A 25,898-nucleotide genomic window follows, 5' to 3' on the forward strand; every position below is an offset into this window, starting at 1 on the left:
AATAAAAATATGTTATAATTTGCACATGCCTATACAAGATATAAATAAAAACGAATTTAAAAAACTTTTTGAAATAGCGATGGATGTTGCACATGTCGGATACTGGGAATGGGACATAAAAACAAATGATGTCCTGTGGAGCCGGCAAAAAATCGAAATATACGGTGAAGATGCTGATGATTATAAACCCTCCTTTGAAAAATTTTTAAATGTAATTGATGATGAAACGAAGGCGATTGTCTTTAAAGAGATTGAAGATGTTTTAAGCGGGAAAAAAGACTTCTACAATCTCGAGCACAAAATTAAACTTAAAAATGGTAAAGTCGTATGGGTACATGAAAAAGCTTTTCTTGTAAAAGACAAAAATAACAAACCAATCAAAATGATTGGTATCGTTTATGATGTAACAGATAAAATTCTAGCCAAAGAAAAACTTGATTTAAGTAATAAATACGCTAAACACCTTGAAACACACGATCAACTCACAAACCTGCTCAATAAAAAATCTTTATTTGAAAATGTAGACACGCTCATAGCAAAAAAAGAAAAATTTTCACTTCTCTTTTTAGATATAGACAATTTTAAAATGTTTAATAATACATACGGACATATACATGGTGATTTAATTTTACAAAAAAGTTCAGAAATTTTAAAAAGGTTATTCTCTGAAGATTTGTTATATCGCTACAGTGCAGATGAATTTGTTTTATTGCTTGACTCTTCTTATGACATTACTCAGGCACTTCAAAGTATAAAATTAACATTTATGAAGCCATTTACTGTTTCTGGGATACAGGTGAAAATAAATTTTTCCATAGGTATCTCAAAGTTTCCCAAAGATGCAAATAGTACTCAAAATATGATAACAGATGCGAATACTGCTTTACAAATAGCAAAAAATATGAAAAATGAAACTGCTTTATTTTATAACTCTGATATGGGAGACAATATAGCACAACAACATTTTGTTCTTGAAGAATTAGAAAAATCTGTTCAAAATGAAAGCTTCATTCCATACTATCAAGCAAAAGTAGATTCAAGAACAAAAGCCATACTCAGTTTTGAAGCACTTGTAAGAATGCAAAGTAATTCTAAAGTTATACCTCCAAGTTTGTTTTTAGGTATTGCAACTAAAAACAATATCATTAATGATATCGACTATATCATGTTAAAAAAATCTCTGCATCAATTAAGACAATGGCACGATATGGGGAAAAAAGTTTCAGTATCGGTAAATTTTACTACCGGAGATTTTAATAGTATGAGAGTTTTTAAACTTCTTGAAGAAAACAGTGACCTACTACAATACCTCACAATTGAGGTAACAGAAAATGAATTAATGAGCCTTAATATGCAAGAACTCCAATCCATTGATGAACTTAAAAACCTAAGTATTAAACTCTCTCTAGATGACTTTGGAACTGGATACTCATCACTGCAATATATTCATAAATTGCCACTTGATGAGATTAAAGTCGACAAAGCATTTGTTGATAAAATTCCTGGACATAAAAAGGATGAGGATCTTGTTCGAATTATAAAATCAATTGCCGATACCTTTAACTTAAAATGTGTTGTTGAAGGAGTTGAGACAAAAGAACAAATTGACTTCTTTAGCAACCTTGGTATTCATACTATCCAAGGATACTTCTATTCAAAACCTGTTGATGCCAAAACTGCTACAAAACTTCTTATAGATGGCTTATAATCTTTTTGCTTTAAAGTTTTTATTGGCGATATTTTCCAAAAAGACTGTGGCATAGGAACCTTTTGGCAGTGTAAAAGCAATGTTTAAAATATCAAAATGGTTTTTATACTTACATGTAATATCTTGCGGATAAACCAAAGCTGCCCGACGCATGCCTTTGTCATATAAAAACTCATCATCATATTTCGCTTCTATTGCTCTTGCCTCGCCTCTTGCACGGTACACATTCCGTCCGGGCAAAAGTCCTGTCGGTACTACTTTTTTTGCCTGGAAATCCTGTTGAGGAGTATTTTTCGGCGTAAAGAGTTTTTCTTCATCTGAAAGATAAACATCCCCCTCTAAAAGCATAAACTTTCCGCCGTTTTTTTCTCTGCTCAAAAGAACTCTCTCTTTCAACCAGTCATTGAAATACAAACTCTGATAAATAGAAACAAGAAACTTTTTCAGCTTTGCATCGTTTACATGTAAGTCTCCGGCTATCATCGCACGGGCCTGTTCTATTGAATCTTCATCCCGTCCAAATCTTTGATATCCAAAATAGTTGGGCAAGCCGTTTTTTTCACTTTTTCTAGCCAGCTTTTCAATACGTCCTGCTTCAATCTGTGAAACACCAAAAAGATTGATGCTAAAACGGTTTCCGGCCAGATCACCCATCCGTATGGAGTGGGTATGTCTTGTCATATTGAGTATTTTTATCTGAGGATGCCTAAATTTTTTGAGCTGTTTTTCATACTTCGCCTCGACAGAAATATACTGTGTCGTCGTTGCATGTTTGTCTTTAAGTCCTGCATAGCCTATTTTTTCAGCAGGTATGTTGAGAAATTCAGCAAATGCTGCTATCATATCCCAGGTTGTGAGTTCTACTTTCTTTACATGTAATACAACAAAGTTACCATTGCCTTTAAATGCCAAAGGAATCTCATCTACTGTAAAGTCTTCCTTGTTTTGTTCAAATTTAAAATGTATGGTCTCTTTGTTTTCTAAATATTCTCTGTTCAAATGTCTACTTCTTTTTTATGCTAATTGTATCTAAAAAAAATGCATTTGCATGATTTTTTAATTTCAACTGTACCGCATCAATTTTTTTTTGAAAACTTATCCCATTTATCAATTGGTCCATATAAAGTTTTGCCAATCTGCTTTTTAAACTGTTATGCTTTGGATAATACTCTTTGATTAAAAAATAAACATACTGTGCCAGTTCATCTTTTCCTATGAACTGATGTTCATTGTTTTCTCTTTTATAAACAGCACAGCTAAGCCCTTTTTTGATTGCATGAGTAATATTTTCAGCAGACCTTTCTTTTGCAAATACAATGCTAAAACGCTCTCCCACTTCATGATCGCTGTCATGCGCATCCGAATTGGCAAACGGTGCCAGATACTTGTGTTTGTTTCTTATTTGAAGCGCAGTCAGGTGTGTCATGTTGTTATACTCTTTGATTTTTTCCTCTCCAAAAACTTCAACACCGTCAAGATGCGAACTTTTAAGCATCTCTTTGTAAAAAGCCTGATGAAGATGGTACTTTCCGTCTCTGTATACCCAGTTTGGATGCGCCAGGATGGATACACCCTGTGCCTCTTTTATTTTTTCGATAACCCAAATGTTTTTTGCATAATGAAAAAGATCAATTTTTGTATCTATCTCTTCTTTTTGCAGTCTTTTGACAATATCCTGAAGCTCTTTTTCGTATATTTCGCTCTTTTCTCTCTGCTTTTGGATAGATTTGTCTGCATTGACAGATAATATATGTCCGTTTCCCTGGGCAATCGACATATCTTTTTTCCCGCCGACACTCACTTCCTCACCGGGCAGTACCAAAATGTCTATATTGTTCTGTTGTACTTTTTTTATCGCCTCAAGAGAGCCTTCGTAGCTGTCATGGTCAGTAATGCTCACAAAATCCATCCCTGCCTGCAAAGAGGCCAAAGCCATTGCAAAAGGTGTTGTTTTACCATCAGAATACACAGAATGCATATGCAAATCACCCTTGAAAGGTCTTAACTGTATCATCTCTTTGTCAACGCAGTAAAGACAAACGAACTTAGACTCTTTATAGGTAAAATTGACTTTTACAATAAACTCTCCAAGATAGTTCATGGTGTATGCAAATACAATATGATTGTTTTGTACAGTATAGTCTATCTTGTCTTTATGATAATAATCCCCTCGTGAGAGGACTTCTACAGATTCAATATTACTCGTATTTTTAAGAGTAATTTTGTAAGCGGTATTTTCATTTTCCACCACTACATTTGGTGTTATCTTCATTGATTTTCCTGTTTGTTTTTATAATTTTGGCATATTCTGTACTTGCTTATCTCAGAAAAAATCCGTATACAGCTGATATTCCAAGCGTATACATACCTAGCAGATAGACATTCCTGGGATTTCCGGAAAGTTTTGGTGTTTTAATTTCTGACACATTCAGTATCGCAAGAGTTACCCCGCTTATGTATAAAACGGCAGAAAAAACTTCATGCGTAAAAAAACTTTCAAACAAAAAAATGAAAACCAAAATAAGACTGTTGTTATCCAATGCAAGTCCTGTATATTTTGTTCCTCCGGCAAGTCCGTATGTACTGAAATAACTGAGTCGCACAGCAGCCGCACTTATCATTATAAATGCGCCTATAAGGTATACAGGCTCAAAATGTCCATAACTCAAAAGCAATACAGCAGGCGTCACACCGTAGCTTACAATATCTATCAAAACATCCAACTGCCCTCCGAATTTCGCATCTGTAGAAGTTCTTCCTTTAAGCCTTCTGGCTACCAAACCATCCGCCCAGTCAAATGCAACAGCCCAAACCATACCAATCATAGCCGCATAATAAAGACCGGTGATACTAAAATAGATGGCTAAAAGTGTACAGGCTAATCCTGAAAGCGATAAAAGGTTGGGAATATCTCTCACATAAGAGAGAATCGTTGGTTGTTTGGTCATAAATTGAATCCTTATCAAATTTTTACTGAATATTAAATATATTTATGGTATTATATCTAAAATATCTTAATTATATTACAAAAGGAAACAAAATAATGATTATATATACTGTCGGAACTTTTGATTTATTACATGTGGGGCATCTGGCCTTATTAGAATACTGTAAAACACTGGGGAATACACTTGTAGTCGGTGTTGCATCTGATCAGGTTGTAAACTCTTACAAACCAAATGTTCCTGTTGTTCCTTTGGCCCAACGCATGGAGATGCTCAAAGCACTCAAATGTGTTGATGATGTAAGAGCATACCATGAACTTGAGTATGTCACAGCCTGTGAAGCAGTAAATGCAGATATTTTTGTCATTGGAGAAGACTGGGGCGATCAACCGCATAATATAGCAGTAGAAGATTACCTCAAATCAAAAGACAGAAAAATAGTACAGGTCAGTTATAATCCACAGACTTCTTCTACAAAAATCAAGCAAAATGTTATTGCCCAACTACACAAGGGAAAATATATGGCACATATCCTGTAACAGTATAAAAGTTACAATAAAACTGATACTTACAATTCCAATCTTTTTAGCATCCGATTTGCAATCGTTATATCTTTTTTAATTGCCTCTTTTAAGTTATTTAAAGAGTCAAACTTCTCATTGTTTCGTATAAAATCAACAAAACTTATTTCAGCTTTTTCTTTACATGTAACCACACCGTCAAGTATGTGTGCCTCTACCGCAAAACTGCCGTCCGTTGTTATACGGTGTCCTATAAAACTTACCGAGGGATGAAAATGTTCTTCACCGTCAATGCGAGTAAGCGTTGCGTACACTCCCTCCTTTGGCAGTAAAAAACCCTTCACTCTCAGGTTGATTGTCGGAACAAGTTCCCGGGAGCCCAGACCCTGTCCGTCAACTCTTATACCGGTAATCATATAGTTGTGTCCGAGAAAATCATTGGCACCTTTTATGTCGCCTATTTGGAGTTTTGCCCTTATTTTATGCGAATGTACCGAATCGTTGTTATGTTTGACCTCGTCTACCACAACTACATCTCCTTTAAATAATTGTTTTAAATCTTCATAGGAATATTTTCTGTCTTTGCCAAAATGAAAATCATATCCCACAACTATTTTTTTTAATTTCGGAAACTTTTTTTGTAAAAAAGCAACAAAACCCTCTCCGTCCAAATGCCGTATATCATCAAGCTTCAGATAGACAATACGATGCTTTGTATAGCGTTGTCTAAATCCGTCAGGTGTCAGGTTGGCATATCCTGTCTCAATCACAACAATAGTACCGTTGTCATCAAGCTCACGAAAAAGTGCCTGATGCCCGATGTGCATTCCGTCAAATCCGCCTATGGCGATTGATGTGCTTTTTCTCATATTTGCACCTTCATTTTTTTCTTCTCTCTCAGCATTATAATATATCTTTTTTAAAGTGATAACAATACTCTAAATTTCCCTCTTTCCCCGCAAGTTTTGAGGGAGATTTTTTCACCAACTGCCAGTTTTTCAAACGGCAGGCATCTTCAAACCTTTGCATTGCCCTCTCTATTGCCTTTGTATCCTGTACAACGCCGTTTTTGTCACGTTTTGCCTCTCTTCCTACTTCAAACTGCGGCTTAAAGAGCAAAATGATATCACCCGAAGCAAGCCTGTCAACAGCATCCAAAATATACAGCAAAGAGATAAAGGCAACATCACTGACAACCAGTTCAAACGGTTCATCCGCCTCAAACCGGCGGATATCACAGCCTTCATAAGTATTGACACGATTATCTTCACGCAAAGAGTGATGCAACTGTTCCCGTCCCACATCAACACAACTGACTTCCCGCACACCTCTCTCAAGCAAAACCTGGGTAAATCCGCCCGTGGAAGAACCGATATCCAAAGCTCTTTTATTGCTTACATGTAAATCCAGTTCATCCAAAAAATATTCAAGCTTCAAAGCAGCACGGGAAACATATCTTTTATGCTGCACCACTTCCACCCTGTCATCTTCTTCTACTCCAAAGGCCGGTTTTTTGACAGTTTTGCTGTTCACAAGAACCAGTCCGTTTTTAATCATAGCCTGCGCTTTGTTACGGCTTTCACTCAGGCCGTTTGCTACCAAACAGTTATCAAGCCTCATGGGAGCATCTCTCTCATTTCCTCTTCCGTAAGTGTTTTGACACCCAGACTTACAGCCTTGTCATACTTGCTGCCTGCATCTTCGCCATAAATAAGATAGTCGGTTTTTTTGCTTACACTGCCTGAAACTTTTGCGCCGAGTGCTTCAAGCTTCTCTTTTATAACAGGTCTTGGCTCGCTCATAGTTCCCGTGAGTACCACCGTTTTTCCTTTAAAAGGATTTTCTTCTGCTTCTTCTCTTTTTTTCGGCGGCACCGGCTGTAAAATCTCTTGAAGCTTAAGCACAGTATCTTCATTCACACGCATAAATTCCAAATAGCTCTGCGCCATCTCTTCCCCTATGCCGTCAATGCCTACAAGCTGTTCCTGCGTTACATGTAAATATGCCAATCCGAAAGCTTCGGCTATCATTTTTGAAGCCACTTCGCCGATATGCTCGATTCCGAGCGCATTGATAAAACGCCAAAGCTCACACCCTTTTGCATTCTCTATGGCATTGAGCAGGTTTCTTGCTTTTTTCTCTTTAAAGCCTTCAAGTTTTAAGAGTTTTTCTTCACTCAAAGCAAATAAATCAAGTACGCTTTTGACAAGTCCCGCAGTAAAAAGCTGCTCAACTATTTTACTGCCGAGTCCGTCAATATTGAGGCACTGCTTGGAAGCAAAATAGATAATGGAGTTGACAACCCGTGCCTCACATTTGAGATTTTGACACTTTATAAGCACATCTTCTTGCAAGAGTTCGCTCCCGCAAACAGGACAGTGCGTAGGACGGAGAACTTTCTTTTCATCTCCCTTGCGTTCCTGTGTCAATACTTTGACGATTTTTGGAATCACATCCCCGCTTCGCAGAATAATCACCTTGTCCCCTATGCGGATGTCCATACGCTCTATTTCATCAAAATTATGCAGCGTCGCACGCTCAACAACTGCCCCCTCGATTTCTGTCGGCTCGACAATCGCTACAGGCGTTATCACACCCGTACGCCCGACCTGCAAAATGATGTCTTTTACGTGTGTTATCTTCTCGACTGCCGGAAATTTATAGGCCACCGCCCAACGCGGTACTTTTACCGTATATCCCATATCTATCTGCGCTGCGATTTCGTTCACCTTGACAACCATTCCATCAAGCATCATGGGGTAACTCTCACGCTCCTCTTTCATACGCTCATACATTGCTTCTATCTCATCATAGCCTTTTGTTACGGCACGAAGCGGCGGTTCGCGAAAACCGAGTTCATAAATGTAAGACATTTTATCGCTCAGAAGCTTGTGCGGCAGAGTGTTTACACCGACACCGTAAGGCAAAAAGACAAGATTTCTTTTTGCGGTAATATTCGGATCAAGCTGGCGAAGGCTCCCTGCTGCAGCATTACGAGGGTTGGCAAAAGGCGGTTCTCCCTGTTTGAGACGCTCTTTGTTGATTTTTTCAAACTCGTCCTTAAAAATGACCACTTCTCCGCGAATTTCAATCAGCTCTTTATGCTCTATGCTCAAAGGAACCGTGCGAATTGTTTTGACATTTTGCGTAATCAGTTCACCCACTGTTCCGTCACCTCTGGTGATGCCCTTTTGCAGTTCACCGTTTTCATAGATAAGGTTGAGCGAAGCACCGTCATACTTTGGCTCACAGTAAAAGGTCACATTTTTGTCAAGCCTGTAGGTTTTTTCCAGCCATTTTTTCAACTCTTCGGCATTGAAAATATCTTCCAAAGACCACATACGCGAGAGATGACGCGCTTTTACAAAGCCCTCGCTGACAACATCTCCGACTCTTTGCGTAGGCGAATCTTTTAAAACATCTTCAGGGTGTGCCGCTTCATACTCCTCCACCTCCTTGTAAAGTCTGTCATACACCTCATCCGTCATAATCGGATCATCCAAAACATAATAATGATATGCCCACAAATTTAATTTTTCTACTGCCTGTTTATACTCTTGTTTATTCATACTGAAATATTATCTTAAACTTGCTAAAAAAACATCTAACCGCTAACAATCCGCTAATACAAAACTGTTATACTCCTCCTATAAAACATAAGGAGCGTAAGATGAAAAAGATACTCATTCTGTCACTATTATTAGCAGGCATAAGTTATGCAGATGAAAGTTTTGCCCAACATGAGGCACAAATGCAACAGATGCAAGAGCGAACTCAACAATATAACGGCAGCGGTTCAGGAGAGAAAAAGCAAAATAAATATCAATACAAAAAAGGTTCCCAAAATCAGGGAAGCGGTTCAGGTTCTCAAAATATGTACCAGGGTTCTCACGGAAAAGGCGGAGGAAGAAGGTAAATATTTTGCTCTGTAGACTTTTATTTAGTCTTAACCTGCTAAAATTAGGAAAAAATTATGGATAAAAAATATGACACTGATTTTAGCAGACTCAAAAGAAGCACAGCAAGCATACACACTCGTCACTGCTTTACAAAAAAGATTTGTTGACAAACTCGATACTCTTTCAAAAAAGTTTGGAGCCGATAAAAAATTCAAAGAAGTTACCTGGCTCAGAGATGCCGGACTTCACGGGGGCGGAAACAGATTTGAAGCAAGAGACAAAAAACTGTTCAATACCGCAAGCGTGAATATCTCACAGGTACATTATGATGACAAACCTGAAAAAAAACTCAAAAGTGCCACCGCCATTTCAACCATTATCCATCCTGCCAATCCGCATGTCCCCTCTGTGCATATTCACATCAGTCTGACACAGTTGCGTAATGCACCCTCCTATTGGCGAATTATGGCTGATTTGAATCCTGCTGTTGCCTATGAAGAAGATAAAACTGCATTTGACAAAGCCTTGCAAAACCTAGGAAGCAAAAACTACACAACAGGCGCAGAACAGGGCGACAAATATTTTACAATTCCCGCCCTGCAGCGTACACGCGGCATCTCTCATTTTTACCTTGAAAACTACAAAACAGACAACAAACAGGCCGACGCCGATTTTGCAAAAAACTTTGGAGAGGGCATTATAGACACCTACATCCACATTATAACAAATGCTTTGCAGACAAGAACAGAAATCTCAAAAGAGGCACTCCAACAGCAGCTTGACTACCACACACTCTATCTTTTCCAGGTTTTGACACTTGACAGAGGCACAACCTCAGGACTGCTCATTCATAATCAAAACGATATCGGCATTATGGGCTCCTTGCCTTTACATGTAAACAAAGCACTTTTACTTTCTTGGAAAAGCAAAATGCAAAACCCCCAGGATGAACTGGTACAAAACATTGCAGACGCCATAGCCGACAACGGAGTCATCGACACACTCACCAAAGAAAAACTCGCCAAAACAGTACGCACACATTACAAAAAATACCCACAGGCACTCAGCATGCAAGCCAGCGGAAACACAATTCCAAATACTGTTGGGAACCATCAAGACTAATGTATTGCCATTAAGTTAAGAAAAAAAATTGATATTTTTTTGGAATCTGGGTTTTAACCTAGACGTTAGGTTTTAAAAACGCAAAGCCCGCACTGAAGTACGGGTTCCGAAAAAGCCGCTAAACTTTATGGCATTGAAGCTCCCTCTGGTGAAATAGTTATAAACAACATATCCCAAATAAATTTATACTTTGGTATAGAGCCACTCTCTTTTCGAGTACAGATACCAATAGATGATGCCTTTTATCAAAGTTTCTATATTCATAATTGCAAAAATCACAACAACTCCATAGCCCATATGATAGGCTGTATACGAAGGAATCACACGGAAAAGCCACAAAGAAGAGACATTGACTTTCAAAGTGGTTTTTGTGGCACCGGCTCCTCGAAGTGCTGCAGAATAGACAAACATAATTGCAAGCGGAATCTGCGCAAGTCCGACAAGAATCAGGTATTTTGAGGCAACTGCAATTGTCAGAGCATCTTTTGTAAAAAAACTCACAAGAAACTCCGGAAAGAGTATCATAACCAGCCCGACACTTCCCATAAACACATAGGCAATCCGTCCGGAAATTATCCCCATATTATAGGCTTTGTCAAAATCTTTTTTCCCTATATTTTGCCCTACCAGTGCCATTGCGGCGATGGCAAAACCAAAACCTGGCATAAAGGCAATGCCCTCAACACGGAGTCCGACCTGATAGCCTGCAAGTTCTGCCGTTCCGTAAGCAGTGATGATGGAGACAAAAACCAAAAAACTCATACTCGATATACCACGGTCAAGTGCTGCACTCCAACCGACTTTCAGGACTCTTTTTATATCCTGCGTGCGAATAATCGGCACAAAATCAAGACTCGAATTCATCTTTTTTATAAGTATATAGTAGGCAACAACATTAAATATATAGGAGATGACCGTTGCAATGGCGGCACCTTCAATACCTCTTGCTTCAAAGCCGAAATGACCGAATATCAGCACGTAGTTCATAAAAGCATTCATAGCGGCAGAGGAGAGTTTGATGTAAAAAGAGCTTTTTGTATCTCCTGCGGCACTCAGGGCATTGTAAAGCAGGTTATCCAAAAATATCACGACAATACCGAGTGATAAGACTTTAAAATAGATACTGCCCTGCTCTACCACTGCAGGTGTCGCACCCATCCAGCTGTAAAAATGTGTGCTGCCGAAATAGCCGCCAATCGTTACAAAAAAAGCCAAAATCACGGCAAGAATAACAAGTGAAAAGAGAAGTGCCGAAGCTCTGTTTTTTCTGCCCTGCCCGATAAATCGCGAGATAAGCGCATTGCCGCCTATGACATACAGCGTCATCAACACATTGATAATCATCATAAACTGCATACTCATACCGACAGCTGCAAGTGCGGCAACACTTACCGTTCCCACCATCAGCATATCTATAAGCACCTGCAAAATATCTACAAGATGCTTGAGCGCTGCAGGAAAGGCAAGAGAGAGAACTTTTTTGGTATCTTTTGAAATTATTTTTGAAAAAATTGTGCTACCTCTTGCATCGTTTCTATCAGTGCCTCTTTTGTAGAAAATTCCAAAACTTTTGTATCTCTGACATTTTCACCCGGCGGCGTATAATCAAACACAAGCACATAATGTATCAACTTGACTTTCTCACCGTACAGATCAAACCATTCCAGACTCATTTCGGCAATTTCACCCTGCATATCAATGACAACCGCACCATACAGACGTGTCAAATTCTCCAAACTGATGTCACCCTCTTTTGATTTGTAAATCATTCCTCTCCCTTGTCTAAACTTTTTTTCATTGCACCGTTTTTCATTTTCAAATATGCCAAAAATCCGAATATTGTGCCTGTTACAATAAAACCCGCACCAATCACATCCTCTTTTTGCACTGCCATTATTATCCAGCAGATATCTGCAAAAAGATAGACAATCACTGCCTGATAAATCTTTCCTTTATAGGTAAGATAGGCACCAATGTTTAACAGCAGTCCGCCAAGTATTGCAAAACTCATCATGAAATCTCTTCTATTTTTTGACTTTTGAGTACATATTTATAGTAAAGCGCGCCTACAAAAAAACCGCTGCCAATTATAGCCGTAATTGCCTCTAAAGAAAATGAATGTGCTGCCAAAAAGCCAATCATATACGAAGTAAAAGCTGCCGAAGACAAAAACAGCATGTCATTATAGGCAACAATCCGTCCATAGTATTTTTTTTCTATGTTTTTTTGCAAAAGTGTATAACTGTAAGACCATAAAGTCGTTGTAAAGAAACCGACAAGCACGCTCACTGCCAAAGAAAGATAAAAATTATGCATTGCAAATGCCCATATCCAGACAGCTGTCCCCTGGGCTATAAATACATAGACAAGCCTTGTGTTGTTAATCCATTTTCCGATATATACCGGACCGATGACAAGACCTACGGCACGGGCAGAATGCAGTAACCCAAGAGCCAGTGAAGCCGCGATAAAAGAGGCATAATACTCATCAACCATCAAGGCCACCAGGGCATCAAAAGCGGTAAGACCGACAAAAGAGTGGATAAGCATCAGATGGAGAGCTTTTGGTGTTCTTTTGAGATAAACAAAAGTCTCCTGCATCATTTTAAAAATATTTTCTTCGACTTTCAGTATTTCTATTTTAATTTCTGTATAAAAGAGCAGCCAAAAAGCTATAAAAAACATCAATCCGTCAAGCATAAAGGCCGTTTTTATACCAAACCAATAAACCACAAAGCCGCTTACCGCCATTCCCAGCGTATAGGAAAACGACCAGATAATAGAATGCAGTTCATTAGCGCGCTGCAGCTTGCTCCCATGCAGGATTTTTGGCAAAAGCGACATCTCTGTCGTAAAATAAAATGAAGCTGCCGCCATTTTAAAAAATATCAATACATACAAAAGTAACAAGTCCGAGACCTGTGTCACAAATATCAAAGAGACAGTAGCGACTATTTCCACCGTGATAAGCAGCAGCATCAGTTTTTTTGGATTCATCCTGTCTATAACAGGACCCGAAAACGGAGCCTGCAAAACACCGGCAAAAAAGTTCAGCATTGCTACAAAACCGACAACAGAGGCGGATACATGTAACTCAATGAGCAGAGTATATATAGCTACATTGGAAAACCAGGCCCCAAAATAAGAAATCAGCTGAATTGTCGAAAGCTGTCTTAATACTTTTTCTTCTTTGAGTAATTTTATATATTCTTTCATAAACGCAAGATTATCATAAATATTTTAGAATAAACACAAAAAAATAAAATATTTTCTAAAGTTATTCACGGCATTGTCGATTTTGTCATTACTAATTACACTTTTCGCAAAGGAGTATGTCATGGATGGCATTGCAAATGTTGCAAGACAGCAGCAGTCACAGGTAGGTTCGGCAGAAATTCAGGGACGATCACAAAATCAGTCACAGCAGGTACAGCAGACAGCACAGACAAGAACAAAGCAGGCTGATGTTATTAAAGAAACACAAAATTCTGCAGCTGACAATACAAAAAATACAAACGCCCAAAAAGATGTTGAAAATCTGGTAAAGGAGCTCAATGATGCACTTTCTCCGCTCAATACAAGTATAAAATTTGGAGTAGACAAAAATGACATCTTTTATGTAGCGGCGATAGATACAAAAACAAATACCGTTATTCGAAGATTTCCGGCAGAACAGGCACATGATTTTCTTCCAAAAATGCAAGAGGTCAGCGGAATTCTATTTGACTCTAAGGGGTAAAGTGTACTTCACAAAGTACTGCATTTACTCTTGAACCCTCTTTACATGTAAACACACCTTTGGCAAGTTTTACTAAAAAAAACAAATACAAAATTCATAAGCAACTTCTCACCTGTTTTTCGTTATAATCGCGGTAATTATTTTATTATCAAAGGTTTTTTACATGAAAAAAAGTGTTAAAAAAGTTGTTTTGGCATACTCTGGCGGACTTGATACCAGTGTTATACTCAAATGGCTGCAAGACGAATACAAATGCGAAGTTGTTACTTTTACAGCAGATTTAGGACAAGGTGAAGAACTTGAACCTGCACGTGTTAAAGCACTTGAACTTGGCATTAAACCTGAGAATATTTTTATTGATGATTTACGCGAAGAGTTTGTAAGAGATTTTGTTTTCCCGATGTTTCGTGCCAATGCTATTTATGAAGGGGAATATCTTTTAGGGACATCCATTGCACGCCCTTTAATAGCAAAACGTCAGGCAGAAATTGCAAAAATCACCGGTGCTGACGGTGTAGCGCATGGGGCAACAGGAAAAGGCAATGACCAGGTTCGCTTTGAAATGGGATACCTTGGACAGGACTCTACACTTACCATTATCGCTCCTTGGCGTGAATGGGATTTAAATTCTCGTGAAAAACTTTTGGCCTATGCGGCACAGCATGGCATTCAGATTGAGAAAAAAGGAAAAAAATCCCCTTATTCTATGGATGCCAACCTTTTGCATATCTCTTATGAAGGCGGTATTTTGGAAGACCCTGCAGCAGAGCCGGAAGAGTCGATGTGGCTGTGGACAACTTCACCAGAAAAAGCACCGGATACTCCCGAATACATAGAGATCGAATACAAAAACGGTGATCCGATTGCACTCAACGGAGAAAAACTTTCACCTGCCACAATGCTGCAGACACTAAACGAATATGGCAACAAGCACGGAATCGGTCGTGTTGACATCGTTGAAAACCGTTTTGTCGGCATGAAAGCCCGCGGATGTTATGAAACTCCGGGCGGAACGATTATGCTCAAAGCACACCGGGCAATAGAATCCATCACACTTGACCGTGAAGCAGCGCACCTTAAAGATGAGATGATGCCTCGTTATGCAAAACTTATATATAACGGTTTTTGGTTTGCTCCTGAGCGTGAAATGCTGCAGGCTGCCATCGACCAAACACAAAAATGGGTGGAAGGAACAGTACGATTAAAGCTTTACAAAGGAAATGTAACCGTTGTGGGAAGAAGTTCTGATGTTTCGCTTTTTAATCCTGAATATTCTACTTTTGAAGAAGATGAAGTTTACAACCAAAAAGATGCAGAAGGTTTCATTAAACTCAACGCATTACGTTTTATCATTGAAGGTAAAGCAAGAAACAAATTTAAAAAATAACTAGAGGAACGAGATATGAGTATAATAAAAATTGATATGAATTCACCGGAATTTCAGGCGGAACTTGAAAAAACAATCAAATTTACAGACAAGGTCAATGCACAGTTCGGTTGGGTATACAACCCGCAAGAAGAAGTGAACGAAGGCGTACAGATGGGCCTTGCACGAAACAAGATGATGTACAAAAAAAGATTTTGTCCCTGTTTTATGGTTGAAGAAGTTGACGGAAAGCCAAAATCGGTTGATGACAGAATCTGTCCTTGTAAACCTGCCATTGAAAAAGAAATTCCGGAGGGTGGCGTCTGTCACTGTGGAATTTTCTGTACTCCAGAGTTTGCCGAGAAAAAGCGTATTGAACTCGGTATGGAAGAGGCCGCACACAGCCATTCCAGAGGACTGACAAAAGAGGAGTGCGAAATACTTGTGAACAAAGACGAACTTGACGGTGATGAGCTTGTATCCCTTTTAGAAGCACGTGAACTGAAAATGGTTAATTTTAAGCTTGTAGATGTACGCGAATATATGGAATGGCAGATGGGGCACATTAAAGGTGCAGACAAACTGGTACCGACAAGTTCATTTTTTCAAACATGGGAAGAAACAAACTACGGTAAAAATGAAAATATCATACTCTACTGTCATGTAGGAAGCCGTTCTGCTCATGTTGCAAGAATTCTTACAGACAACGGTTATACAAAAATCGGAAACTTGACAAATGGTATTGTTGCCTATCCAGGTGAAATAGAAAGATAAAATAAAACTAGGAATAATCTATGAAAGTATTATTAATTAAAGATGTAAAAAGTTTGGGTAAAGCCGGTGAAGTCAAAGAGGTCAAACCAGGTTATGGTCAAAACTTTTTAATTAAAAAAGGTTTTGCCAAACCTGCAACACCTGAGATTATTGCTGAACATGAGGCAGAAATCAAAAGAAAAGAAGAAGAAGAAAAAGCTGAAATAGCAAGACTCAAAAATATTGCAGAAAAACTTGATAAACTCGAAGTTATCATTACAAAAAAAGTTGGCAACAACGGGCACCTGTTTGGGGCTATAACCAAAGAAGAAGTCGCAAATGCACTCAAAGAACAACATGACATAGAGATAGATAAAAAAGCCATTACAGACAAAACAGCGATTAAAACAATCGGGGAACATGATTTGGATTTGAAACTCGGTCACGGAATTCATGCAAAACTCCATGTAGATGTTCAGGGAGAGTAAGAATTAATGTTTGATGCTACTACCATACTGGCCTACAAAGGTCAAAAAAAAGCCGTTATCGGCGGTGACGGTCAAGTGACCTTTGGAGACAGCGTTTTAAAGGGCAATGCAACAAAAATCCGCAGGCTGCATCACGGTAAAATTCTGGCAGGGTTTGCCGGAAGTACTGCTGATGCTTTTAATCTGTTTGATATGTTTGAAGAATTTTTAGAAAATAAAAAAGGAGATTTGCTCAAATCTGTTGTTGAGTTTTCTAAGGCTTGGAGAAAAGACAAAGTGCTGCGTCGTCTTGAGGCTATGATGATTGTTTTGAACAATGAACATATATTTATTTTGACGGGAAACGGCGATGTGGTTGAGCCGGAAGACGGACAAATCGCTTCTATAGGAAGCGGAGGCAATTTTGCCATTTCAGCTGCACGCGCATTAAAAAAGCACGCTTCATTGGACGAAGAGGAACTTGTCAAAGAGTCTTTACATGTAGCGGCAGATCTTTGTATATATACAAATCATAATATTAAAACACTCATACTCGATGGAGAAGCGCAGTGAATTTAACACCAAAAGAAATTGTAGAATATCTGGACAATTATGTCATTGCTCAAAAAGATGCGAAAAAAACCATTGCACTTGCTTTGCGAACACGCTACAGACGTATGCAGCTTGATGATGAACTCAAGAATGAAATTACTCCGAAAAATATTTTAATGATTGGTTCAACCGGTGTCGGAAAGACGGAAATATCACGCCGTCTGGCTAAAATGATGAAAGTACCGTTTATAAAAGTTGAAGCAAGCAAATATACAGAAGTGGGGTTTGTCGGTCGTGACGTAGAGTCTATGATTCGTGATCTGGTTGTAAATTCCATCAGCATTGTCAAAGCGGAACAGGAAGAAGCAAACAAAGACAAAATAGAAAACTACATTATCAATAAAATCACAGAAAAACTGCTCCCTCCTCTTCCTGCCGGTGCAAGTGAAAGCAAAAAAGATGATTATCAACGCCTCTTAGAAGCTATGGAAAAGCGTATAGAATCCGGTGAAATGGATGATAAAGTCATAGAACTTGAAATAGAAAAACTCAATATCGAATTTAATGACACAAATTTACCGCCGGAAATGGCCAAAGTGCAAGAGAGTTTTTCCAAAGTCTTTGCCACAATTAACAAAGAAGACAACAAAAAAGAGGTAACGGTTAAAGATGCCAAGATGCTTCTTCGTCAGGAAGCAACCAATAAACTTCTTGATATGACAAGAGTAAATGCAGAAGCATTGAGACGGGCGGAAAACGGAGGGATTATTTTTCTTGATGAAATAGACAAAATTGCACTCAGTGAAAAAAGTCAGGGACGGAATGACCCCTCAAAAGAAGGAGTCCAGAGAGACCTCTTGCCTATCGTAGAGGGAAGCAGTGTTTCAACAAAATACGGAACAATCAATACCGATCATATTCTCTTTATTGCAGCCGGTGCTTTTCATGTCAGCAAACCAAGTGATTTGATTCCGGAACTGCAAGGAAGATTTCCGCTTCGTGTAGAACTAGAAGCTTTAACAGAAGAGACACTCTATCAAATACTAACGCGTACACAAAACTCTCTGCTGAAACAGTACCAGGCTCTCTTGGGCGTTGAAGGCATGGAGTTGATATTTGAAGATGAAGCGGTAAGAGCCATTGCAAAACTTGCACACCGTGCCAATGAAACGGCTGAAGATATCGGTGCAAGACGTCTGCATACTGTGTTAGAGAGAATACTTGAAGATATCAGTTTTAATGCAGATGAGTATAAAGGAAAAGAGTTTGTCGTCACAGCAAAGCTTGTGCATGAAAAACTCGATAACGCCGTAGAAGATGAAGACTTATCAAGATATATATTATAATAAGTTCAGACACTTGTGTCTGTAAAAATAAGTAAGGTTTGTAAAAATGACTAAAGCTGGTTTCGTTTCCTTGATTGGACGTCCGAATGCAGGTAAAAGCACCCTAATGAATTCCCTTTTGGGCGAAAAAATTGCAATGGTAAGTCAAAAAGCCAATGCAACAAGAAAGCGTTCAAATGCAATTGTTATGCATGAAAATGCACAGATTATTTTTGTCGACACGCCCGGTTTGCATGAAAAAGAAAAAATGCTCAATCAGTTTATGCTTGATGAAGCCCTTAAAGCAATGGGTGATTGTGATTTAATCGTCTACCTTGCACCGGTGACTGATTCTACCGAACATTATGAAAGATTTTTAAAAATTAACAACGGACGGGTGAAGCATATTATTGTTTTAAGCAAAATAGATCAGGTTTCGCAAGAAAAACTTTTTAAATCGATTAGTGCCTACAATAAATATGCTGATCACTTTGAAGCGCTTATTCCTGTAGCAATTCCCCGTAAGGTAGGTCATAAAGACTTATTGGACACTATTGCAAAAAATTTACCGGAATCTCCTTATCTGTATGATCCTGAGGATTTGACAAGTGAACTTGTTCGTGACATTTATGCAGGATTTATCCGTGAAGCTATTTTTGAAAACATCAGTGATGAAGTCCCTTATGAATCGGATGTCATTATTGACTCTATCGAAGAAGAAACAGGAATTGACAGAATTTATGCCACAATAATTATAGAAAAAGAGTCGCAAAAAGGAATCATTATCGGAAAAGGCGGTGAATCCGTCAAACGAATAGGCAAATCTGCCCGAGAAAAAATCGAAAGACTCAGCGGAAAAAAAGCCTATTTGAACCTTCAGGTAACAGTCAAAAAAGGGTGGACAAAAGACAAAAATTTCCTCAAAGAGATAGGATATGACCATGGGCAATAGATTTTACTTTTTTGTTATAAGTATTATCTGTACACTTTGTTTTTCAACTGCTGTGTTTGCTTCAAACAATGACATTTTAACAAACTATCGACTGCATGGCATTAAAAATATTCAAAAAGAGTTGGATAAAAGCCTTAGTGATAAAAATTATTGGCAGGAGTTTCTCAAAAACAAAGACACCCAATTTGGCTATATTGAATCCTATACAAATATTTTACTGTGTGACAAATCAAAATCAGAACTGTTAATTTACTCAAGAGACAGCAACAACACATACAGGCTGCGAAAAGAGTACAGTGCTTTTACGGGAAAATTCAAAGGAGACAAAACCAGAGAAGGCGACCTTAAAACACCTGTTGGCGTTTATGATATTGTAAAAAAGCTATCAAAAGTCGACTCTTTTTACGGTCCAATGGCATTTGTGACTTCCTATCCGAACCTCTATGACAGATACAAAGGAAAAACTGGACAGGGTATCTGGATTCACGGACTGCCAAGCAATCAGGAAAGAGACGAATTTACAAAAGGGTGTATTGCCATCAATAACAAAAGCATAGAATGTCTTAATAAAAATATTGATATCAAAAAAACAGTATTGATTATAAAAGAAGATACAGGCAGCAACCATACTGTATCAAAAGAGACCCTGGCACTGCTTTTATCCAATCTGTACGCATGGCGCTATTCCTGGCTTTATAATAATCTGGAAGATTATCTTCACTTCTATGCACAGGAATTTAAAAGATTTGACGGTATGAATCTTGAAAAATTCAAGCAATACAAGCAAAGAGTTTTTAGCAAAAATGAAAATAAAATCATACTGTTTCGCAATATAAACATCATTGCATATCCCAATATTGAAAACTTATATAAGATAACCTTTAACGAAGAGTACAAATCCGACAGTTTCTCTTTTCATGGAAAAAAGATATTAATTGTACGCTTACAAAACAATCAATTCAGCATTATAACAGAGAAATAAATGTCTCTGATTTTCAATATATGCCTGGCACTTCTTTTTTCATCTGTTCTCAATGCAAATATTCAGCTTATCAAAAAAGAAAACAGTGACTCAAACACCACTCTTTTAGTTATAGGCGGAATTCACGGTAATGAACCCGGCGGATATTTTGCAGCTTCAATATTGGCCACACACTACACTGTAACATCTAAGAATTTATGGATTATTCCAAACTTGAACAAAGAAAGTATTATGGCTAACAAACGTGGCATTCATGGTGATATGAATCGTAAGTTTTCACATATCAAAAAAGATGACAAAGACAGAAAAATCATCCAAGAAGTCAAAAAAATAATACTTTCAAAAAAAGTTTCTTTAGTCTTAAATTTACACGACGGACATGGTTTTTACCGTAAGCAGAACCAAGGCAGTATATTTAATCCGAATGCCTGGGGACAGACCTGTGTTATTGACCAGTGCCGACTCCAACAAAAACAGCTTTTTGGCGACTTAAACACTATTGCAGAAACAGTCAAAAACAATATCAATAAAAAACTCCTGAAAAAGCATCACAGTTTCAATGTAAAAAACACCAATACAAAGTATGAAGATGAGGCAATGCAGCTTTCTCTTACCTACTTTGCTGTTACAAATGACAAGCCGGCATTTGCCATCGAGACAAGTAAAAATCTCTCCAGCTTGTCCCAAAAAGTCTTTTATCAACTCATGGCAATAGAAGAATATATGAAAATAATGGGAATCGCCTACAAACGCGACTTTGAATTAAATGCAGCACAAATCACGAATATAATAAAAAACTATGGAACATTAGTAATAAATCACAATATTTTGTTAAATTTGAATGATATAAAAAACTCTTTAAGCTATATTCCGATAAAATCAAAAAGTAATGAGTTTTATTTCTCCCATCCATTGGGAGAAGTAAAAAGAAAACAAGGCAGATATTTGATATATATCGGGAATAAGTTAGTAACTACACTCAAACCCCAATATTTTAAAATGTCGGATTATTGTCCCGAAAAATACACAATTGTTATAGACAATAACGAAGTTTCTTTGCCAAAAGCTTCAGAATTTTATGTAAGTGACGATTTTAAAATCGTCAAGAGTAAAAAACACCGTGTGAATGTTATAGGTTATTATAAAAAAGACAGAGTAGATGAAAGTCAGATAAATATATCTTTAAAAGAGTTAAACAAACACTATTCAGTTGATAACAATAACAAAACATACAGGATTGAGTTTTACAAAAATGATGAATTTTGTTCCATGTTATTGGTTCATTTTAAATAGGATTATAGTTAATGAATACATCAACACAGCACTCTTTTTCAAGTGTATTATCAATTAATCCATACAAAGAGACATACTTTAGTGGAATATCGAGTTTCATCACAGAAACAACAAGTCCAAAATTTTCAAAAGATCAGTTTGTAATTTCATATATCAGTACAAAAGAATTTATAACTGCCCAGATTGCAATCAGTAAAAATATTCCTGAGGAAGATTTGTTTGATGCTATCAGTAACAAAGCATATGATGAACTGGCCCTTGATCAGGCAGTTGAGTATAAAATTCGGTACATAGAATCATTTGACACATTAGATGAAGAAAACAGATATTTTCATGTCTTTATCGTAGACCCTTTGGACATAACCAATACTTTTATAAAAATTATTGAAAAAGTAAAATATATTGATGTCATCATTCCTTCGCCTCTTTTAATCAAATCACTTTATACAAAAGAACTCATCGACAGTAACGGTGTACACTGTTTTATATATATTCAGGAAAATGATGCATTTTTGACTATTTACGGCAACAAGGAATTTGTTTATACCAAATCTTTAAAATATTCTCTTGTAGAAATGCATGAGCGTTTTTGTGAACTGTATGGTGAGAGAATTGAATATAACGAATTTATATACTTTTTTTCAAAAGAAAATCTTAAAGAAACTACAAGCGATTACAAAGAATTTTTTATTCGTCTTTATAAAGAATTGTTTGCAAATATCAATGATATTCTCACCTATGCAAAAAGAGCATTTGATATTGAAAAATTTGAGCATGTATATATAGGAGCACAGCTTCCCACTGTAACAAAACTTTATGAAATGCTGGAAGTTGAGTTAAACATAAAGTCAAGTGAATTTGAATTTGATTACGGTTTTGAGACCGAAGATGAATATGTTGATCAGCTTCATGCACTTATGCATATTTATACAACACTGCCCAAAGATGAAATATATGAATGCAATTTTACTGATTACAGACGACCGCCGAAATTCATCAAACGAGAAAGCGGCAAACTTATAATTTTAATATTTGCTTCCTTTGCTCTTGCGTTTGCGTACCCTATAACATACTGGATACTTACGTATGCACAGACTCTGCAAGAAGATCTGCTCAAACAAAAATATAAAGAGATTCATAATATCAAAATAACCAGAGAAGCCACTATTAAAAACAGGAAAGCAGACAAAGAAAAATCATTGAAATTGCTTGCCAAAGAACAAACAGAATACTCTGAGAAAAAAAACACTCTTATGAAAATTCATGAAGTAAAAGTTGATTATCCCATGAAAGCAAAACTTTTGACAATGTTCACTAAAAACTTAAACAAGTATGGTGTAAAGATTGAAGAAGCAAAGTATGCAGAAGATAATAAAACAAAAACACTGACTTTTTATTTAGTTGCCAATAATGACAGAAAGATTACACAACTTGTTGAATATCTCACTAAGATTTATGAAGGAAAATACAAGTTTATCCTTGAAGAGATTGTCTTTGATGAAAAAACAAATAAATACTTCAGTGAATTAAAGGTGCGTATATTATGAAAATAAATCTTGAAGACTATCTCCATAGAATAGATGCAGCTTTTAAAAACAAAACCCAAAAAGACATCTATATGACTTACCTGATGGTTGTCGGTATCATTTTTACCTTTGCATACCTTCTGTTCTGGGACAGTTCCTTTGACAAATTCACACAGACAAGAGCCAGTGTGCAAAATCTCCAGACAAAGATAAATGCCGATAAAACATTTCTGCAGCATAATCCAGAATCAAAAATTCTACAGCTTGAAAAAGAAATCAGGAACATAAACAATGAGATAATTGTCATAAAAGATACCAACTCTTATATAAAAAGTAAAATTGAGACTATTTCATCTTTAATATATGATGAACGGGCATGGGGTGAATATCTTGATTCCATAGCGACTAATGCACAAAGATATAATGTCAAACTCCTTACCCTGACAAACAAATATGCAAAAAATGAGAGTTCTTTTGGACACATACTCGATATTACAATTGAATCAACTGCGAATTATAAAAACACCTTGAAGTTTATCAATTCATTAGAACAGAGTGAACTGGTCGTTGATATCCACAACTTTGATATAAAAGCTGATCAGGCGTTGATTTCTGATTTAAATATATCTGTATGGGGGATTACATACTAATGAAAAAATTCTACTTGATTTTAATGCTCCTTCTGACTTCGCAACTTTTTTCCAACAATCTGGCATGGGTTGATGAGCAGATTGAAGCCATTAAACCACCAAGAATCGGAGTTTCTGAAAAAGAGATTGCAAGGATAAAAGATCCTTTTATTTTTTTACACAAGAAAAATGATTCCAAAAAAAACAAAACAACCAAAAAAACAGTATTTGGTGCGCATGCAAACTACAAAAAAGTCACGCAACACAGCACTGTGCATTTCAGGCTTGATGCCATCTTAAACAAATCGGCAATGATTAATGGAAAATGGTATAAACAGGGTAAATATATTTATGGTTATAAATTGATTAAAGTCGGTAGAAATTCTGTTCTATTAGTTCGAAAAAATAAAAAACTTCTGCTTTCAACAAAAAGTAAAAGTAAAAAAATAAAAATCTATAATAAGTAGGGATCTCAAATGAAATTTATACAAACATCGGTTTATGCAACAATAATGACCGCGATGCTTTCAACAACCAGCTTTGCAGATTGTTCTTATGAGCTTTTTAGTATCAGTTCTGCAAAAAATACCAAAATCATTGACTTTGTAGAACAATTGAGTGATGAATGTGGTTTCAGTATCATAGTAACTGACCCTCATGCCGAACAATTCCTGAAAACCAAACTGAATAAAACAAACTTAAAGAATTTAACGATTGATGAAGTGTTAGATATTATATTGACACAGCATAACCTTTCCTATACTCTTGAAAACAACCTTTTAAAAATATCCTATTTAACAACAAAAGTTTTCAACATAGACTATATTCTTTCACAAAGAAAAAGCACAGGCAGTACAGATGTCACGCTCAGTTCTTCCTCAAATGCACAACAACAGGGAGGAGGAGCTGGCGGTGGCGGCGGCAGATCTTCCAATTCTCAAAGAGGTGCCGGTGGAAACTCAGGAACCGGCGGAGGCAATTCTACATCAGATACAGGTGTAAAAATCGAAAGTTCTGATGAAGTTAAATTTTGGGAGCAACTTGATACAGAGTTTCAGAGTATTCTCAACCGTCCAAATGACATCTACAAAGCAACGCCTCCAATTATAAACAAAAATGCAGGTCTGATAACTGTAACAGCTACAGATAAACAGCTCAAACGTTTTGAAAATTATCTAAAAAAACTACAAGACAAGGTAAAACTCCAGGTACTGATTGATGTACAACTGCTCTCCGTTACCATGAGCAAGGGAAAAACAACAGGTATAGACTGGAAACAGCTGTATGCTCTGCAAAATGTCAAACTCTCTGCAAGTACAGCAAACTATAACAATATCGGTACAACAATACCTGCCAATGGAATTATTACAGATACCGCTGCTACAGGCGCGGGTGCATCACAACTTTTTACTATGAGTGCCGGCGGACAACTGACAGAGGTTATCAAATTTTTAAAAACACAGGGAGATGTTACTTCCATATCGAATCCGAAAGTTCTTACTTTAAACAACCAACCGGCACTTATTACAGCAGGGACAGAGTATTTTTATAAAATCCTCTCATCAACCAATCAACAGGGAACAGGCGGAGGAGTCGCTGCTACGACCCAAACCGATTTGGTCAATTCTGTCTTTGCCGGTGTTCTTTTAACAATTACTCCGGAAATTTCTGATGACAAAACAATCACTCTGAGAATAAACCCCTCTCTCTCAGAAACAACAACAGATATCTCCCAAACACCAAATACAGGAAGAGATATGCCGCCGGATTTAAACCGCCGTCAACTCTCTTCAGTTGTAACTGTCAAAGACGGCAACAGAATTATTTTGGGCGGACTTATAAATTCCAAAAACACAAATAATTCAAATCAGGTTCCAATCTTAGGCAGTATTCCGTTCCTTGGTAATTTATTTAAACATGAAGAAATGGTAAAAACAGTTGAAGAACTTGTCATAATTATTGAACCGCATATTATCCATAAAGAAAAAGATTCAATCTCTTTAAGTGATTTAGGTTATGAGGGACTGAGCGACGAATTACTTACACTGGAAATGGCCTCAAAAAAGAAAAAAGAGATAAAACTGAATCAGACTGATGACAAGGAAGAAGGTAAATAACA

The 25,898-nt window shown here is 37.2% G+C and carries 27 protein-coding genes; 17 read left to right on the forward strand and 10 right to left on the reverse strand.

Annotated features, from left to right (window positions below; genetic code table 11):
* Window positions 1–25: 25 nt before the first annotated feature.
* A complete protein-coding gene (locus ACM66U_RS07815) occupies window positions 26–1,708 on the forward strand; it encodes a GGDEF domain-containing phosphodiesterase (protein ID WP_151900017.1) in 1,683 nt (560 codons plus the stop codon).
* Here ACM66U_RS07815 and ACM66U_RS07820 read toward each other — a convergent pair.
* Genes ACM66U_RS07820 through ACM66U_RS07830 form a run of 3 tightly spaced genes read right to left on the reverse strand, consistent with a single transcriptional unit; the run spans window position 1,703 to window position 4,656 of the window.
* The gene (locus ACM66U_RS07820; RefSeq protein WP_418640482.1) at window positions 1,703–2,707 is read right to left on the reverse strand and encodes a tRNA pseudouridine(13) synthase TruD; all 1,005 of its coding nucleotides are present in this window, start codon (window positions 2,705–2,707) and stop codon (window positions 1,703–1,705) included. The two genes, ACM66U_RS07815 and ACM66U_RS07820, sit on opposite strands and share 6 nt — an antisense overlap.
* Window positions 2,708–2,711: 4 nt before the next feature.
* The gene (locus tag ACM66U_RS07825; RefSeq protein WP_418640483.1) at window positions 2,712–3,980 is read right to left on the reverse strand and encodes a PHP domain-containing protein; all 1,269 of its coding nucleotides are present in this window, start codon (window positions 3,978–3,980) and stop codon (window positions 2,712–2,714) included.
* Window positions 3,981–4,026: 46 nt separating this feature from the next.
* Entirely contained in the window at window positions 4,027–4,656 is a 630-nt protein-coding gene (locus ACM66U_RS07830) for a CDP-alcohol phosphatidyltransferase family protein (protein WP_418640484.1), read from the reverse strand.
* 95 nt (window positions 4,657–4,751) lie between these two features.
* On the opposite strand from ACM66U_RS07830, the gene ACM66U_RS07835 reads away from it, so the two are divergent.
* Window positions 4,752–5,192 carry an adenylyltransferase/cytidyltransferase family protein gene (locus ACM66U_RS07835; RefSeq protein ID WP_151900013.1) on the forward strand — a complete coding sequence of 147 codons (441 nt, stop codon included), beginning with the start codon at window positions 4,752–4,754 and terminating at the stop codon, window positions 5,190–5,192.
* Between the two features lie 29 nt (window positions 5,193–5,221).
* On the opposite strand, the gene ACM66U_RS07840 is transcribed toward ACM66U_RS07835, so the two are convergent.
* Genes ACM66U_RS07840 through ligA form a run of 3 tightly spaced genes read right to left on the reverse strand, consistent with a single transcriptional unit; the run spans window position 5,222 to window position 8,743 of the window.
* Window positions 5,222–6,043 (reverse strand): bifunctional riboflavin kinase/FAD synthetase, encoded by an 822-nt coding sequence (locus ACM66U_RS07840; protein ID WP_418640485.1) that lies wholly within the window; start codon window positions 6,041–6,043, stop codon window positions 5,222–5,224.
* A gap of 34 nt (window positions 6,044–6,077) precedes the next feature.
* Window positions 6,078–6,794: a TlyA family RNA methyltransferase gene (locus ACM66U_RS07845; RefSeq protein ID WP_418640486.1), complete on the reverse strand. Its 717-nt coding sequence runs from the start codon at window positions 6,792–6,794 to the stop codon at window positions 6,078–6,080.
* Window positions 6,791–8,743, reverse strand: coding sequence for an NAD-dependent DNA ligase LigA (gene ligA / locus ACM66U_RS07850; protein ID WP_418640487.1), 1,953 nt, complete (start codon window positions 8,741–8,743; stop codon window positions 6,791–6,793). Before ligA ends, ACM66U_RS07845 begins: the two co-directional genes overlap by 4 nt.
* 101 nt (window positions 8,744–8,844) lie before the next feature.
* Between ligA and ACM66U_RS07855 the strand changes: the two genes are divergently transcribed.
* A complete protein-coding gene (locus tag ACM66U_RS07855) occupies window positions 8,845–9,090 on the forward strand; it encodes a hypothetical protein (protein ID WP_346388958.1) in 246 nt (81 codons plus the stop codon).
* A 70-nt stretch (window positions 9,091–9,160) separates the two neighbouring features.
* Window positions 9,161–10,195 carry a coproporphyrinogen III oxidase gene (locus tag ACM66U_RS07860; RefSeq protein ID WP_418640488.1) on the forward strand — a complete coding sequence of 345 codons (1,035 nt, stop codon included), beginning with the start codon at window positions 9,161–9,163 and terminating at the stop codon, window positions 10,193–10,195.
* 183 nt (window positions 10,196–10,378) lie between these two features.
* Here ACM66U_RS07860 and ACM66U_RS07865 read toward each other — a convergent pair whose 3' ends face one another.
* Genes ACM66U_RS07865 through ACM66U_RS07880 form a run of 4 tightly spaced genes read right to left on the reverse strand, consistent with a single transcriptional unit; the run spans window position 10,379 to window position 13,411 of the window.
* The gene (locus ACM66U_RS07865; protein WP_418641410.1) at window positions 10,379–11,707 is read right to left on the reverse strand and encodes an MATE family efflux transporter; all 1,329 of its coding nucleotides are present in this window, start codon (window positions 11,705–11,707) and stop codon (window positions 10,379–10,381) included.
* Window positions 11,692–11,964 (reverse strand): hypothetical protein, encoded by a 273-nt coding sequence (locus ACM66U_RS07870; protein WP_151900006.1) that lies wholly within the window; start codon window positions 11,962–11,964, stop codon window positions 11,692–11,694. Before ACM66U_RS07870 ends, ACM66U_RS07865 begins: the two co-directional genes overlap by 16 nt.
* Window positions 11,961–12,209, reverse strand: a complete 249-nt coding sequence (locus ACM66U_RS07875) for a hypothetical protein (protein WP_418640489.1) — start codon at window positions 12,207–12,209, stop codon at window positions 11,961–11,963. Before ACM66U_RS07875 ends, ACM66U_RS07870 begins: the two co-directional genes overlap by 4 nt.
* Window positions 12,206–13,411, reverse strand: coding sequence for an MFS transporter (locus tag ACM66U_RS07880; protein ID WP_418640490.1), 1,206 nt, complete (start codon window positions 13,409–13,411; stop codon window positions 12,206–12,208). Before ACM66U_RS07880 ends, ACM66U_RS07875 begins: the two co-directional genes overlap by 4 nt.
* A gap of 121 nt (window positions 13,412–13,532) precedes the next feature.
* Between ACM66U_RS07880 and ACM66U_RS07885 the strand changes: the two genes are divergently transcribed.
* From ACM66U_RS07885 to mshL, 13 genes are all read left to right on the forward strand, one after another.
* Window positions 13,533–13,934 (forward strand): flagellar protein FlaG, encoded by a 402-nt coding sequence (locus tag ACM66U_RS07885; RefSeq protein WP_151900003.1) that lies wholly within the window; start codon window positions 13,533–13,535, stop codon window positions 13,932–13,934.
* Between the two features lie 163 nt (window positions 13,935–14,097).
* Window positions 14,098–15,321: an argininosuccinate synthase gene (locus ACM66U_RS07890; protein ID WP_151900002.1), complete on the forward strand. Its 1,224-nt coding sequence runs from the start codon at window positions 14,098–14,100 to the stop codon at window positions 15,319–15,321.
* 15 nt (window positions 15,322–15,336) lie between these two features.
* Window positions 15,337–16,074 carry a ferredoxin-thioredoxin reductase catalytic domain-containing protein gene (locus ACM66U_RS07895; protein ID WP_418640491.1) on the forward strand — a complete coding sequence of 246 codons (738 nt, stop codon included), beginning with the start codon at window positions 15,337–15,339 and terminating at the stop codon, window positions 16,072–16,074.
* Between the two features lie 20 nt (window positions 16,075–16,094).
* Window positions 16,095–16,541 (forward strand): 50S ribosomal protein L9, encoded by a 447-nt coding sequence (gene rplI, locus ACM66U_RS07900; RefSeq protein ID WP_418640492.1) that lies wholly within the window; start codon window positions 16,095–16,097, stop codon window positions 16,539–16,541.
* A gap of 6 nt (window positions 16,542–16,547) precedes the next feature.
* A complete protein-coding gene (gene hslV, locus ACM66U_RS07905) occupies window positions 16,548–17,093 on the forward strand; it encodes an ATP-dependent protease subunit HslV (RefSeq protein WP_151899999.1) in 546 nt (181 codons plus the stop codon).
* On the forward strand, window positions 17,090–18,418 hold the full coding sequence (gene hslU / locus ACM66U_RS07910) for an HslU--HslV peptidase ATPase subunit (protein WP_346388964.1): 1,329 nt from the start codon (window positions 17,090–17,092) through the stop codon (window positions 18,416–18,418). The genes hslV and hslU overlap by 4 nt, the downstream gene beginning before the upstream one ends.
* Window positions 18,419–18,464: 46 nt before the next feature.
* Window positions 18,465–19,349: a GTPase Era gene (gene era, locus ACM66U_RS07915; RefSeq protein ID WP_151899997.1), complete on the forward strand. Its 885-nt coding sequence runs from the start codon at window positions 18,465–18,467 to the stop codon at window positions 19,347–19,349.
* On the forward strand, window positions 19,339–20,331 hold the full coding sequence (locus ACM66U_RS07920) for a L,D-transpeptidase family protein (RefSeq protein ID WP_151899996.1): 993 nt from the start codon (window positions 19,339–19,341) through the stop codon (window positions 20,329–20,331). Before era ends, ACM66U_RS07920 begins: the two co-directional genes overlap by 11 nt.
* The gene (locus ACM66U_RS07925) at window positions 20,332–21,624 is read left to right on the forward strand and encodes a M99 family carboxypeptidase catalytic domain-containing protein (RefSeq protein WP_418640493.1); all 1,293 of its coding nucleotides are present in this window, start codon (window positions 20,332–20,334) and stop codon (window positions 21,622–21,624) included.
* 11 nt (window positions 21,625–21,635) lie between these two features.
* Window positions 21,636–23,171 carry a hypothetical protein gene (locus ACM66U_RS07930; RefSeq protein WP_151899994.1) on the forward strand — a complete coding sequence of 512 codons (1,536 nt, stop codon included), beginning with the start codon at window positions 21,636–21,638 and terminating at the stop codon, window positions 23,169–23,171.
* Entirely contained in the window at window positions 23,168–23,800 is a 633-nt protein-coding gene (locus ACM66U_RS07935; protein ID WP_151899993.1) for a hypothetical protein, read from the forward strand. The genes ACM66U_RS07930 and ACM66U_RS07935 overlap by 4 nt, the downstream gene beginning before the upstream one ends.
* Window positions 23,800–24,246: a hypothetical protein gene (locus ACM66U_RS07940; RefSeq protein ID WP_151899992.1), complete on the forward strand. Its 447-nt coding sequence runs from the start codon at window positions 23,800–23,802 to the stop codon at window positions 24,244–24,246. The genes ACM66U_RS07935 and ACM66U_RS07940 overlap by 1 nt, the downstream gene beginning before the upstream one ends.
* A 9-nt stretch (window positions 24,247–24,255) precedes the next feature.
* The gene (gene mshL / locus ACM66U_RS07945) at window positions 24,256–25,896 is read left to right on the forward strand and encodes a pilus (MSHA type) biogenesis protein MshL (RefSeq protein ID WP_346388969.1); all 1,641 of its coding nucleotides are present in this window, start codon (window positions 24,256–24,258) and stop codon (window positions 25,894–25,896) included.
* Window positions 25,897–25,898: the final 2 nt, after the last annotated feature.

Origin of the sequence: Sulfurimonas sp. ST-27 (assembly GCF_048081595.1) — a bacterium.
GTDB classification, from domain to species: Bacteria; Campylobacterota; Campylobacteria; order Campylobacterales; family Sulfurimonadaceae; genus Sulfurimonas; species Sulfurimonas hydrogeniphila.